Here is a 12,326-nt window from a genome sequence, read left to right as displayed (position 1 = left end):
CCGGAGCTGAGGATCACGGGCAGGGCAGGGTGCAGCGCCACGGCTTCGTGCGCGAGGTCCACCCCGGTCTTGCCACCCGGCATCACTACGTCGGTGAGCAACAGGTCCACGCCCGGGGTGATGCGCAAGGTCGACATGGCGCTGTCGGCGTCGGGCGCACGCACCACCTCATGGCCGAGATCCTCAAGCATGGCGGTGACCATGTCTCCGACATCCTCATCGTCCTCGGCCAGCAACACCTTCAGCGCCGCGCGCTTCGGCTCGCTTCGGGAGGTTGGCTCCTGCGGGCTCGCCGCGACGAGCTCCTGCGAGAGCGGCATGTAGAGGCGCACGGTGCAGCCCTGGCCGGGCGCGCTGGACACCGTCGCGCCGCCGCCGCTCTGATGGGCGAAGCCATAGACCTGCGCGAGACCGAGACCCGTGCCCTTGCCGGGCTCCTTGGTGGTGAAGAACGGCTCGAACGCCCGGGTGATGGTCTCGGCGTCCATGCCGACGCCGGTGTCGTGCACGGAGACGCAGACGTAGTCGCCGGCCGCGACGCCTTCAACCTCGGAGCGTGCGACGTGCGCCACCTGGCTCTCGATCCGGATCACTCCGCCGCTGGCCACCGCGTCGCGGGCGTTGACCACCAGGTTCATGATCGCCGCGTCGAACTGGGTCGGGTCCAGCCGCGCGACGGCGTTGTGGGCCGCCGGCATGACGGTGAGGCTGACCGCTTCGCCGACCGCGCGCCGCAGCAACGGCTCGGCGTCGAGCAACAGGGCGTCGACGCTGACCAGTTCGGGCTTCAGGGTCTGGCGGCGCGAGAAGGCCAACAGCTGTTGGGTCAGGCGTTCGCCGCGCCGCGCCGCGCTCTGCGCCGCCTCCAGCATGCGGTCACGCCGGGCCGCGTCGTTCGGGTGGCGCTGGACCAGGTCGATGGCGCCGCTGATCACCGTCAGCAGGTTGTTGAAGTCGTGGGCGACGCCGCCGGTGAGCTGGCCCACCGCCTCGAGTTTCTGTGCGCGGCGCAGCGCGGCTTCCGCCTCGTCGCGTTCGGCCAGCGCCGCCTCGACGCGCTCGGCGAGCAGGTCGTTGATGTGCAGCAGGTCGGCCTCGGCGCGCTTGGCGTCGGTGACGTCGATGGCGACGCCCACAAAGCCCACGAACTCGCCTGTGGGTCCGAACCTGGGTTGCGACACCGAGCGCAGCCACCGATCGGCGCCGTCGGCCCTGCGGTAGCGCGCCTCGAGCGAGAAGCGCCCGCGCCCGGTTTCCCCGGCGCGCTGTTCGGCCAGGACCCGCGGCAGGTCTTCGGCATGCAGTCGAGTGCGCCAGTCGAAGGCGAGCGCGACGTCGTAGGGCTCGCCGAGAAAGTCCAGGTAGGCGCTGTTGACGAATTCGCGCGTGCCGTCGAGGCGGCTCACCCACATCAGCACCGGCGCACTGTCGGCGAGGCTGCGGAACCGCGCCTCGCTCTCGCGCATCTGCTGTTCGGCCAGGCGGCGCTCGGTGACGTCGATCTTCACGCCGAGCGCGCCGATCACCCGCCCTTCGCTGTCACGTCCGGCTTCACCACGAGACAGCATCCATCGCTCGGCGCCGTCGGGCGCGGCCTCGCGATATTCGTGCGGCGCCACATGGCCGTCGCTCGCCGCCGCGGCGTGCGCCTGGCGCACGAGATCGGCGTCGTCCGGATGCACGTCCTTCCACAGCAACTCCTGGCCGTCCCCCAGATAGCTCCAGACCCCGACACCTCCGGCCTCCTGAGCGAGGCGAAGGCGGACCTGGGTCTCCTCCAGGGCCTCGCGCACGACGCGCTGCGTCTCGCGCATCTCATCCAGTCGCACGAGCGCGCTGCGGAAAGCGTCAGCGAACAGCACCACCACGGCGCCTGACAGCATGAACATGGTGGTGAGCGCAGGTGTCGGGCCGTTGGTGAGGGGGCTGGGGGCGAGCAGGTTGAGCCCGATCGCCGCGACAAGCGTCGCGCCGCCCCACCAGGCCCCGGCATACAGCGTCACCGCCAGCAAAGCCGGAAGATAGGTCACCGACAGGCCGAGGCCGCGGTCGAAGCCAAGGAAGAGGACACGCAAGACGATCGCCGCGGCGAGGGCGACGACGCTGAGCGTGAGCGCGTTGAGCACCGGCGGGTTTCGGCGAGGGATGAGCCGAAGCGGCCATTCGACCGGCGTCATCGGCGGGGCGGCTCCGAGTCAGTCGCGCAACCCTGCAGCGACCTGCTGAGCATGGCTGCGCTGGTCCCGGCGCGCAACAGACGATATCCCCAGGCCATTCGCCGCCACGAGGGCGGACCGGGCCAGATGTGAGCGGCAAGCTGAAGACGATCTTCGCAATGACGGCCCGGCGGCTGGCGTTCTGCGCCCTGATGGCGTCGGCGCTTGCGTCGAGCGTCGCCTGCGTCTCGCTGCGCGGCGCCCCGAACGGCCACGCCCAGGGTCTCACCGCGATCTCGGGCGGCCTGTCGGACATCGGCCTGGGCGCGCTGATCGCCGATATGGATTCGGCCATGCTGGCGCTCGCGCGGCGCCACGACCCCGGCAGCCGCAGCGCGGACACGTGGGGCCGCCCGGTCGGCTGGGCCAGTCTGGACCTGACCACCGCGCCGGACCTGGGCATTTCCGCGCCAGACGCACAAACTGCTCGCGAACTCAACGCCTTGCGCCCATTTGCTTCATCACCGGTGCGACCGATGCGGCCGTTCATGCTGAAGGCCGGGCCGCTCGACGCCGAGCGCGCCCTGCAGTGCCTCAGCCAGGCGGTGTATTATGAAGGCGCGCGCGAGCCGCTGAAGGGTCAGCAGGCTATCGCTCAGGTTGTTCTCAACCGCTTGCGTCACCCGGCCTATCCGAAATCGGTATGCGGCGTGGTCTATCAGGGCTCGGCGCGGACCACCGGCTGCCAGTTCTCCTTCACCTGCGACGGATCGTTGAAGTGGGCGCCGGAGCCGGGCCTTTGGGCGCAAGCCCAGTCGGTGGCTCGCCGCGCGCTTGCGGGCTTCGTGATGCGCGAGGTGGGGCCGGCGACGCACTACCATGCCGATTATGTGGCCCCGTACTGGGCGCCCACCCTGGTCAAGCTGAAGCGGGAAGGCCTGCACATCTTCTATCGCTGGACGGGGCCTTGGGGCGAGCCGCCAGCCTTCACCGGCCGATATGCGGGCGGGGAAGCGAGCCTCGCCCAGTCAGTTCTGGAAGGCCTGGATGAGCGCACCCAAGGCCTGCTGAACGCATCGCGCCTGCGCACGGTGACCCTGTCGGTCGGCGGCGAGACCCGCCAGTACACCGTCGCCGAACCCTCGATCAACGGAGCGCCCGCGGTCAGGCCCCGTGGCGTGATCCCTGGGCGCAGGCAGCCGACGGCAGAGGAAATCGCCACCATCAACGCCTCGCTGGCGACGATGGAACGCGACATGGCGCGCGAACCAACGCCCGCGCCCACGCCGGCGGCGCCCTGATATGGCGCTCGATCCGCGCGACGGCGTGTTCAGCCTGGGCCCCGTGGGGCTGATCGTCTTCTATGTGGCCGACCTGACGCGCGCGATGACCTTCTACGGCGAGCAACTCGGCCTGAAGCGCCTACTGCTGGGCGAGGGGCAGGCGCTGTACGACTGCGGCGACGTTCGGCTGTCGCTGCAGGAGACGCCGCAGAGCGCGCAGCTCACCGCCGCCTCGCCGGTGTGCTTCAGGGTGTCGGACATCGTCACTGCCCGGCGCGAGTTGGAAGGGCGAGGCGTCGCCTTCACCGACACCATCCAACTGGTCGCGACCCTACCGGAGCATGACCTGTGGATGACCTATTTCCGCGATCCGGACGGCCATCCCCTGGCGCTGACCGCGGAAGGTCCCAAGGGTTTCCCGCTGATCTAGGCGCGGATCACCACACGCCGATCTTGGTCGCGTCGGCGTGGGAGATCGGATGATGGGCCTTGCGGTGATCTTCCTCGGCGAGGAATCGCACCGCCTCCAGCGCCGCCATGCAACCCATGCCGGCCGCCGTCACCGCTTGGCGATAGATGTCGTCGGTGACGTCCCCGGCCGCGTAGACGCCGGGGATCTCGGTGGAGGCCGTGCCGGCCTTCACGTCGAGGTATCCGCTGGCGTCCATGGCCAGTTGGCCCTTGAACAGCTCCGAGGCCGGCGCGTGGCCGATGGCGATGAAAACCCCGTCGCAAGGGAGATCGCGGGTCGCACCGCCGTTGACGTCCTTCAGGCGCACGCCAGTGACGCCCATCGGATCCTGCGAGCCCAGGACCTCCTCGACGCCGTGATTCCAGATCACCTCGATCTTCTCGTGCGCGAACAGGCGCTGTTGCAGGATCTTCTCGGCGCGCAGCTCGTCGCGGCGGTGCACGAGGGTGACCTTCGACGCGAAGTTGGTGAGGAACAGCGCCTCCTCGACGGCGGTGTTGCCGCCGCCGACCACCACCACCTCTTTGCCGCGATAGAAGAAGCCGTCGCAGGTGGCGCAGGCCGAGACGCCGAAGCCCTGGAACCTCTGCTCCGACGGCAGCCCCAACCACTTGGCCTGCGCGCCGGTGGAGATGATCACCGTGTCGGCGAGCCACACCTGACCGCTGTCGCAGACCAACCGGAACGGTCGCTTCGACAGGTCGGCGTCGACGACGATGTCGCCGATGATCTCGGCGCCCACATGCAGGGCCTGGGCGCGCATCTGCTCCATCAGCCAGGGGCCCTGGATCACCTCGGCGAAGCCCGGGTAGTTCTCGACATCCGTCGTGATGGTGAGCTGGCCGCCGGGCTGGATGCCCTCGAGCATCACCGGCGCCAGCAAGGCGCGCGCGGCGTAGACGGCGGCGGTGTAGCCGGCCGGGCCCGATCCGATGATCAGGCAGCGGGTGGTTCTGGGTTCGGAACGTTCCTGAGACATGTGATCTAGATAGGAGAGATTCTGGAGCGTTGCGATGGATCGAAGGTGGAAAGCTGTGGGTGTAGCGGCAGGGATCGCCGTGGGCATTGTCCTGATCCGCGGGCTGGGCGTGGCTTCGATCGCCCTTTGCGGCGCTGATCGGACTGGCCGGAGGCGTCGCGGCGAGCGGCCCGCTCAGGATTAACGACGACTTCAGCGGCGGGGCGTAAGAAGGCTCTCACCGCGCGAGAGTCCGAAACCCATGCCGCAAGCCCTGCCGCCCGAGGTCGAGATTGCCGGCCGCAAGGTCGGCGCCGCCCACCCGCCGTTCGTCATCTGCGAGCTCTCCGGCAACCACAACGGCAGCCTGGAGCGGGCGCTGGCGATGATTGATGCGGCGGCCGCCACCGGCTGCGACGCGATCAAGATCCAGACCTATACCGCCGACACCATCACCTTGGACGTCGACCGCCCGGAGTTTCGCATCCATGGCGGGCTGTGGGACGGGCGCACCCTCCACGAACTCTATCGCGAGGCTCAGACCCCCTACGAATGGCACGCGGCGCTGTTCGAGCGGGCCCGGGCGAACGGCGTAATCCTGTTCTCCAGCCCATTCGACGAGACGGCGGTGGACCTGCTGGCCGGCCTCGACGCGCCGGCCTACAAGATCGCCTCGTTCGAGGCGGTCGACCTGCCGCTGATCCGCTACGCCGCCGCACAAGGCAAGCCGCTGATCATCTCCACCGGCATGGCCAACCTGGACGAGATCGAAGCCGCCCACGCCGCCGCCATTGAAGGCGGAGCCGCCGGCGTGGTGCTGCTGCACTGCGTGTCCAGCTATCCGGCGGAGATGGCCGACGCTAACGTGCGCACTGTCGCCGACATGGCCCAGCGGTTCGCCTCGCCCATTGGGCTTTCTGACCATACGCCGGGCTCGGCCGCCTCCGTCGCGGCCGTGGCCCTGGGCGCCAGCGTCATCGAGAAGCACTTCACCCTGGCGCGGTCCGATGGCGGCCCCGACGCGGCGTTCAGCCTTGAACCCGCGGAGTTCACCGCCCTGGTGGCAGACTGCAAAGCCGCCTGGGCCGCCCTCGGCCGTGCGCACTACGACCTACTCGGGTCGGAGCGCGCCAACCGTCAATTCCGCCGCTCGCTCTACGTGGTCGCCGACGTCAGCGCAGGCCAACCGCTGTCGAAGGCCAACCTACGCTCGGTGCGTCCGGGCCTGGGCCTGCCGCCTGGCGATCTGGACGCGGTGTTGGGCAGGCCGGCGGCCCGCGATCTGAAGCGCGGCGAACCGCTCGCCTGGGACATGGTCGTCCGCTAGCCGGCGTACGCCGAGCTGTTGACGGGGAGGGCGGCGACCTGGGCCGAGGTGAACGCCGGATCGATCGGATACAGCGCCTCATAGACCTGCCGCACGAAGTCCAGGTCCTGGGGCGCGTCCACTGTCCAGCGCAACTGCGGCATGGGCGTGTCGCTGACCACGGACCCCAGCCGAAAGCGCTCCGGCCGACGGTAGAGAAAGGGGGTCACGTGTTCGCGCTCGTAAGGGTCGACAGCCTCTCGCCAGGCAGCCTCCAGCGCCGCAGGCGTCGCCGCCTCGACATCCAGACCGTGCGGGAAGGTGCGCTCCGGGGCGGTGTTGTTGGTGTAGTCGAAGCCACCGGCCACATGGGCGTCCACCACGGCGTCCACCACGGTCCAGTCGCAGAGCGGGCAGTCGGCGGTGAGCCTGACCACCGTGCTGGCGGGGCCGAACGCTTGGACAGCGCCGTGGAAACGCCCCAGCACGTCCTCAAGGGAGCCGCGATGGACCGACACGCCGAGGCTATCGCAATAGGCCGCAAGGGGATCGTCGCCGGCAAGTTCGCTGGTCGCCACCACCAGGCGGTCGAGGCTGCGGGCGCGGCGCAGACGCTCGATCTGGCGGCCGATCATCGGCACGCCGAGCACGTCGGCCATCACCTTGCCGGGCAGCCGCGTGGACGACATGCGGGCCTGCAGAACGGCCAGGATCATGGATCAGGCGGCCGAGGCGCTGAGCGGCGAGGCGCTCTGCATGGCGGCGGCTAGGCCTGCGCCGATCTCGGTGAAGCGCGCGCCGATCGACGGGTGCTCCCAGGCGCCGGAAACGAAGCCCCCGCCGACCCGCCGCTCCATCGCCTGCAAAGCGCGCCAGGCCTCCAGGGTCATGACGCCGCTCCGGGAGGGTGTCAGGGTCGCAAGCCGCTGCCCGATCCGAGCCGGCTCGTCGGTGAAGGCCGAAAGCAGCTTCTGGGCCTGGCAGCGGACAACGCCCTCGGGCGCCGGTCCGACGCATTCGACGCAGGCCAGGGTCTCGCCCCGGCTCTCATAGACGGAGACCCGGAACACGACGCCGGCGGCGGTGAAATCCTGGACGACGAAGGGCGCGGTGCGAGTCAGGCGCACCTTGAACACATGGCTGAGCGCGCGGTCCGCCCCTGTGGCCGCCCGCCGCATTCCCTGGGCGGCCAGCAGCGGCGCCGGATCGTCCACCCAGACGAGGATTTCGCGGTGGTTGCGCTCCATGGTCGCGCGCGCCGAGGGGAGCGGCCCCTGCGGGATGTCTACCCCGATGTTCTCCAGCGCCTTGCGCATCGCGCTGCGCAGGTTGCAGAAACCGCCTCGGGGCAGGCTGACCGTGCGGCCGAGCCCTGCCAGCCCGCAGCCGTTGGCCAGGGCGTCGGCCGGCGACCGCAGCTCGCTGACGCCCAGGACCTCGGCGGCGCTGGCGTGCACCTGGTCGAGCCAGGCCTGCAGTCGCCATTGGCAGTAGCGCGACAGCGGCCCCTCGACCTCCGTGGGGTGGACGCGAAGGGCGTCGCGAAGCGTGATCGGGGTGGACGTCACCGGCGAGGCCTCGGCGGCCCCCTCGATCACCGGGCCCGCGTAGCCGTCAATGGCTGTGGGCTCCCCACGCAGCGTGGGATTGAGCGAGCCGCAATCGAGCTCGAAGCTTTCGAAGGTCGCGCCATGCCATTCCAGCAGCCGGCGAAGCGGGTCGGCGGGATCCCCGAAGAGGGTGCAGTCGGGGCGCAATTCCAGGCCGTCGGCGCGAAGTGGCGACGAGGCGTCGTTGCGGGCGTGGAGCGTGATGTCGCGAGCGCCCAGCCTGTGCGCTTCCAGCGCCGCGGCCGCGCCCAGGAGGCCGCTGCCGACGATGCGAACCTTGCTCATGCCCAGCCCCTGAACCTTCCTGCGAAGGCACAGTCGCCGCCGAGTCGCAAAAACAGGGTTAAAGAGGCGTGTCGCTGCGTCGCTTGGCCGCGATCAGATCAAGAAAGGCATCGGCGACGCGGCCGGCGCCCAATCCATCGCACACCTCGGCGCTCTTGGCGGCCAACCGAGCGCGCAGCTCGGCGTCCGTGGAGAGCCGCGTGAAAGCGCGATCGAAGGCGCTTTCGAAGTCCGGTGCGGCTGCATCCACCACCAGCGCCGCGCCGAGTTCCGCGAACGCGGCTGCAGCCGGCCTCTGGTTCGGCGCCAATACCAAAAGCAGCGATGGCAGGGCCAGCGTGCAGCGCTCCCAGACGCTGGAGCCCGCCGCGCCTACCGCGAAGTCCGCGTGCGCTGTGAGCTTCGCCATGTCGCGGGTGTCGACGTGCACATTCAGGCGTGAATCCCGCCTGGCCAGACGCTCCAGCCCAGTCAGGGTGGGGGCCGCGCCGCCCAGCACGACATCGAGCGCCACCTCGCCCAACCTGGGCCGCACACGGTCGAGCACGCGGGCCGTGATACCATCCAGGTCGGTCAGGCCCAGCGACACCAGCACCCGCTCCACCGGACCGCCGCGCCGGGCCAGCGCTGGCGCGCGAAGCGCTGCGAACTGCGGGCGGACCGGCGCATAGGCCGGTCCCAGCAACAGCCGGGAGCCAGCGGGAATCAGGCCCTCGTAGTCTTCCGCGCGTCGCTGCGGGCCGCTGTCCAGCACCATATCCACCGCGAGCGAGCGGTCGGCGAGGTCATCCAGCGCCATGCTGGGGCGCCCGCGCGCGATGGTCAGGTGCTCGCCCTGGGAGAGCCCATAGTGATCGAACACCACGGCGTCGAAGGCGCGCGCGTCGGCGTCCATCAGCTCGACCGCCGAGCGGCCGTCGGCGGGCACGCGAGGGATTTCGGGAGCGAACGCGTCCAATACTGCGGCGACCTGGGGCGAGGCCATGAACACGCAGGCGCCGCCGCGCTGACCCAGCGCCTCAGCGAGGGTCAACGAGCGCATGACATGGCCGCCGCCCACATGCGGACCGGCGTCGGGGATGAACAGGATGCGCTGGATGTCGCTCATCTTGGCGGACTGCGGAGAATCATCGGCGGGTTCCTCGCGCCGGATGGAAGGGCAAGGCGCAGCCGATTGCAAAGCCTGAGGCGCGTGAGGGCGTCAGGACCCTGCCCGATGCGCGTCGAGGCGGCGCAGGATCTCGTCCGCCGCCCGATCGGTCTCCGCCAGCGGGGGGTAGCTCCAGGTTTCGAGATCGCCGTTGAAGCGCCTGGAAATCCCCTGATCTTCCAGGTCCCTATGGAAGCGGGCGAACTTTGGCGAGCCACCTTCCATGGCGAGGATGTAGAGCGGCTTGCCCGTCGAGGCGGCCTCGGTGGCGATGTTGACGGAGTCCTCCGTGGCGAGCAGCACGTCCGCGCCGGCCAAGAAGGCGAAATAGGGGTTCTCGCCAGCGCCGTCCCAGATCGTGCCGGGCACGTCGCGCAGGCGTTCGGTGATGGCCGCTTGAGCCTCGGCCGGCGTGCGCCGGGAATAGGTGAGCATGATCGAGCCGCCTGCCGCCTCGACGGCGGTGGCGACCTGGTCCGCGATGGCGGCGGCGCGCGTCGGCGACAGATCGAAGGCGCGAGACTTGCCGCCAACCAGCACCGCCACGCGTGGGTGTGGCAGAGGCGCGATCAGGCTGGCGAAACGCGCCAGGTCGTCGCTCAGCCGACCGGGCGTGACGCGATTGGGCGAGCCGGTGATGGGGAAGACGTTCGCGCCCTCTAACCGGTCATGGCGCGGAGGGATGACCAGGTCGAAGGCGCGCGGCGGCGTTTGCGGGTCCTGGGTTTGCACTACAAAGGTCGCGCCGGCGGACCAGTCGCGGATCCTTGTCGACAGCGGCAGCGTCGCACGGCCCGCGGCGATCCACAGATCGGGCCAGGGGGGAGCGATCTCGGCGGGCGAACGCAATAGGGCGCGGGGAAACGGGATCAGGCCCCATGGCAGGCGGCCGATCGCGCCCTTCCAGCCGATCCGCTTGAGGATGGTCCGCGCAGGACGCCGTCGCGCGATCGCATCAGCCAGCCCCAGCGGCTGCACCTCGATGCCGGCGCGGCCGTCGGAGACCACCCAGATGGTCAGCGGTTCGGAGTCGGAGCCCGCCATGGCGGCGATCCGGCCAGAGCGGGTCTGCTAGACCCACTCCACCTTGGTGATCTCGTAGGCTTTGACGCCCCCAGGCGTGTTCACCTCGACGACGTCGCCACTCTCCTTGCCGATCATCGCACGCGCGATCGGGGAGGTGATCGAGATCCGTCCGGATTTCACGTCTGCCTCATGCTCGCCGACAATCTGGTAGCGAGCAGGTTCTTCGGTGTCCTCGTCGACCATCGACACCGTGGCGCCGAACTTCACATGGCTGCCGGACAGTTTCGACACGTCGATGACCTGGGCCCGCGCCATGCGGTCCTCGATCTCGGCGATCTGTCCTTCGATCCAGCCCTGCCGGTCTTTGGCGGCGTGATACTCAGCATTCTCGGACAGGTCGCCATGAGCGCGCGCCTCCCCGATAGCGGCGATCACAGCCGGCCGCTCTATGGTTTTCAGACGCTTCAATTCCTCGTCGAGGGCTTGGTAGCCCTCGGCGGTCATGGGAACTTTTTCCATCGTGGATGATGACTCGGGTTTCGCCCAGGGGTTCACGTGCCGGCCGCGGGCGCAGGCGTCCGGGGGGTGAGAGGATAGTGGGAAGCGTCGCTCAACTCAAGGGCTTCACTTCCAGACGGGAGTTGCATGACAGCGCGAAGGCCTGGTGCGTTGTCTTCCAGGATCAGCCGGCCGCCGTGCAGCTTGGCGCAGGCTGCGACCAACGCCAAGCCCAGACCGGTCCCAGGGCCGCTGCGATGTTCGTCAAGCCGCACGAAACGCTCCTGGACGCGTCCCAACGACGCCGCCGGCACCCCCCGTCCGGTGTCGGCCACGGAAACGCGGATCAAGCCCGCCTGTTCCTCAGAGACCGATAAACAGACCTGCGCGCCGTCGCCGGCATGGACGACGGCGTTGTACAGCAGGTTGCCGATCGCCTGCCTCAGCAAGGTCTCGTGTGTGACGGCGACCACGTGGGCCTGGGGGCCCTCGACGCTGAGCGACTGGCCGGCGTCCTCGGCCGCTGGGCCGAACAGTTCGGCCATCTCCTGGGCGAGCTCTGTCACGTCGACGCGGGCCATCATGGTACGTGACAGGCCGGACTCGGCCCGGGCGATGTCGAGCAGCGCAGAGAGCGTCGCCAGGATCGACTCGACTTCGCGATACGCCTGCTCAAGCGCTGCGGCGCGCGGCGCCTCGGCGGTCTCCGGATCTGAAGCGCGGGAGAGGGCGCCTTTCAGCCGGGTGAGGGGCGAGCGCAGGTCGTGCGCCAGGCTGTCGGTGACCGTGCGCATCCCGGTCATCAGTTCCTCGATGCGCATCAGCATGCCGTTCAACGCCCGGGCGAGATCGTCGAAGGCGTCGCCGTCGTGCCGGGCCGGCACGCGGGCGGAGAGGTCGCCCTCGGCGATGCGCTGGGCCGCGTCGGCCATCTCGCGGGTCCGTCTTAGCAGGATGGCGTGCAGGCCTAGCCCGGCGGCGATCGCTCCGGCCGCGGTGATCAGCAGCGCCGCAGCCGAGCCGCCCAGGATGGCGCGCCTGAGCGCGTCGCGCGCCGCCAGGTCCTCGGCGACGATCAGGGTGCGCCCACCGTCCAGCGGCGCGGCCAGCACGCGCCAGCGGCGCTTCGGTTGGGTGTCTGGCTCGACGACCGTGCGCCAGCCGGTGTCGGGGGCGTCCAGCGAGCTCAGTACGTCGGCGCCGGCCAGCATCTCGCCGCGGGGCCCGATCAGGGCGTAGCGGAAGCCATCCGGCGAGGCTTCACGCGCCTTGCGATTGAGGGCGGTCGAGAGGGCGGCGGGGCCCTCCTCGCGGGCGAAGGCGACGAAGTTGTCCCGGGCCGAGGCGGCGACGGCGGTCTGCTGGCGGGCGATGGCCGCTTCACCCCAGCGGTCGACGACGATCAGGCCCACGGCCAGCGCCGCCGCGGCGACCGCGAACATCGCCGTCGGCCACATCCAGGCGCGCAGCCGCAATCCGCCGATCATGGCGCCTCGGAAAGCCGGTACCCGGAACCGCGCACAGTATGCAGCAGCGGCCGGTCGAAGCCATCGTCGATCTTCTTGCGCAGTCGGCTGACGTG

At 69.8% G+C, this 12,326-nt stretch carries 12 protein-coding genes; 3 read left to right on the top strand and 9 right to left on the bottom strand.

Annotated elements, in window-relative coordinates:
• Positions 1 to 2,126, bottom strand: a 2,126-nt coding sequence (locus Q8R27_RS11005) for a PAS domain-containing sensor histidine kinase (protein WP_305699064.1), incomplete at its 3' end; no start/stop codon positions are given.
• 179 nt (positions 2,127 to 2,305) lie between these two features.
• Here Q8R27_RS11005 and Q8R27_RS11000 point away from each other — a divergent pair.
• Both Q8R27_RS11000 and Q8R27_RS10995 read left to right on the top strand, forming a co-directional pair.
• Complete coding sequence (locus Q8R27_RS11000) at positions 2,306 to 3,457, top strand: cell wall hydrolase (protein WP_305699063.1); 1,152 nt, start codon at positions 2,306 to 2,308, stop codon at positions 3,455 to 3,457.
• Between the two features lies 1 nt (position 3,458).
• On the top strand, positions 3,459 to 3,869 hold the full coding sequence (locus Q8R27_RS10995; protein WP_305699062.1) for a VOC family protein: 411 nt from the start codon (positions 3,459 to 3,461) through the stop codon (positions 3,867 to 3,869).
• A 7-nt stretch (positions 3,870 to 3,876) separates the two neighbouring features.
• On the opposite strand, the gene trxB is transcribed toward Q8R27_RS10995, so the two are convergent.
• Positions 3,877 to 4,890, bottom strand: a complete 1,014-nt coding sequence (trxB, locus tag Q8R27_RS10990; RefSeq protein WP_305699061.1) for a thioredoxin-disulfide reductase — start codon at positions 4,888 to 4,890, stop codon at positions 3,877 to 3,879.
• A gap of 241 nt (positions 4,891 to 5,131) precedes the next feature.
• Here trxB and pseI point away from each other — a divergent pair, with 241 nt between their 5' ends.
• The gene (gene pseI, locus Q8R27_RS10985) at positions 5,132 to 6,196 is read left to right on the top strand and encodes a pseudaminic acid synthase (RefSeq protein ID WP_305699060.1); all 1,065 of its coding nucleotides are present in this window, start codon (positions 5,132 to 5,134) and stop codon (positions 6,194 to 6,196) included.
• Here pseI and Q8R27_RS10980 read toward each other — a convergent pair.
• The 7 genes from Q8R27_RS10980 to Q8R27_RS10950 all read right to left on the bottom strand — a co-directional run bounded on the left by Q8R27_RS10980 (position 6,193) and on the right by Q8R27_RS10950 (position 12,314).
• Positions 6,193 to 6,891, bottom strand: a complete 699-nt coding sequence (locus Q8R27_RS10980; protein ID WP_305699059.1) for a glycosyltransferase family protein — start codon at positions 6,889 to 6,891, stop codon at positions 6,193 to 6,195. The two genes, pseI and Q8R27_RS10980, sit on opposite strands and share 4 nt — an antisense overlap.
• A gap of 3 nt (positions 6,892 to 6,894) precedes the next feature.
• Complete coding sequence (locus tag Q8R27_RS10975; protein WP_305699058.1) at positions 6,895 to 8,070, bottom strand: hypothetical protein; 1,176 nt, start codon at positions 8,068 to 8,070, stop codon at positions 6,895 to 6,897.
• A gap of 58 nt (positions 8,071 to 8,128) precedes the next feature.
• A complete protein-coding gene (gene pseG / locus Q8R27_RS10970) occupies positions 8,129 to 9,178 on the bottom strand; it encodes a UDP-2,4-diacetamido-2,4,6-trideoxy-beta-L-altropyranose hydrolase (RefSeq protein WP_305699057.1) in 1,050 nt (349 codons plus the stop codon).
• Between the two features lie 93 nt (positions 9,179 to 9,271).
• A complete protein-coding gene (locus tag Q8R27_RS10965) occupies positions 9,272 to 10,264 on the bottom strand; it encodes a mitochondrial fission ELM1 family protein (protein ID WP_305699056.1) in 993 nt (330 codons plus the stop codon).
• A gap of 27 nt (positions 10,265 to 10,291) precedes the next feature.
• Positions 10,292 to 10,765: a transcription elongation factor GreA gene (gene greA, locus Q8R27_RS10960; protein ID WP_305699055.1), complete on the bottom strand. Its 474-nt coding sequence runs from the start codon at positions 10,763 to 10,765 to the stop codon at positions 10,292 to 10,294.
• 32 nt (positions 10,766 to 10,797) lie between these two features.
• Entirely contained in the window at positions 10,798 to 12,231 is a 1,434-nt protein-coding gene (locus tag Q8R27_RS10955; protein WP_305699054.1) for a HAMP domain-containing sensor histidine kinase, read from the bottom strand.
• The gene (locus tag Q8R27_RS10950; protein WP_371134684.1) at positions 12,228 to 12,314 is read right to left on the bottom strand and encodes a helix-turn-helix domain-containing protein; all 87 of its coding nucleotides are present in this window, start codon (positions 12,312 to 12,314) and stop codon (positions 12,228 to 12,230) included. Before Q8R27_RS10950 ends, Q8R27_RS10955 begins: the two co-directional genes overlap by 4 nt.
• Positions 12,315 to 12,326: the final 12 nt, after the last annotated feature.

The organism is Phenylobacterium sp., from assembly GCF_030697305.1.
In the GTDB taxonomy this organism is placed as follows: domain Bacteria; phylum Pseudomonadota; class Alphaproteobacteria; order Caulobacterales; family Caulobacteraceae; genus Phenylobacterium.
The sequence above is the reverse complement of the archived record's forward strand: the minus strand, read 5'-3'. Positions and strand labels throughout refer to the sequence as shown.

Excerpts from the sequence above, each read along its gene's own strand:
- Q8R27_RS10965 (WP_305699056.1), bottom strand. The coding sequence starts at position 10,264 with ATGGCGGGCTCCGACTCCGAACCGCTGACCATCTGGGTGGTCTCCGAC.
- pseI (WP_305699060.1), top strand. The coding sequence starts at position 5,132 with ATGCCGCAAGCCCTGCCGCCCGAGGTCGAGATTGCCGGCCGCAAGGTC.
- trxB (WP_305699061.1), bottom strand. The coding sequence starts at position 4,890 with ATGTCTCAGGAACGTTCCGAACCCAGAACCACCCGCTGCCTGATCATC.
- Q8R27_RS10995 (WP_305699062.1), top strand. The coding sequence starts at position 3,459 with ATGGCGCTCGATCCGCGCGACGGCGTGTTCAGCCTGGGCCCCGTGGGG.
- Q8R27_RS10975 (WP_305699058.1), bottom strand. The coding sequence starts at position 8,070 with ATGAGCAAGGTTCGCATCGTCGGCAGCGGCCTCCTGGGCGCGGCCGCG.
- Q8R27_RS10980 (WP_305699059.1), bottom strand. The coding sequence starts at position 6,891 with ATGATCCTGGCCGTTCTGCAGGCCCGCATGTCGTCCACGCGGCTGCCC.
- greA (WP_305699055.1), bottom strand. The coding sequence starts at position 10,765 with ATGGAAAAAGTTCCCATGACCGCCGAGGGCTACCAAGCCCTCGACGAG.
- Q8R27_RS10955 (WP_305699054.1), bottom strand. The coding sequence starts at position 12,231 with ATGATCGGCGGATTGCGGCTGCGCGCCTGGATGTGGCCGACGGCGATG.
- pseG (WP_305699057.1), bottom strand. The coding sequence starts at position 9,178 with ATGAGCGACATCCAGCGCATCCTGTTCATCCCCGACGCCGGTCCGCAT.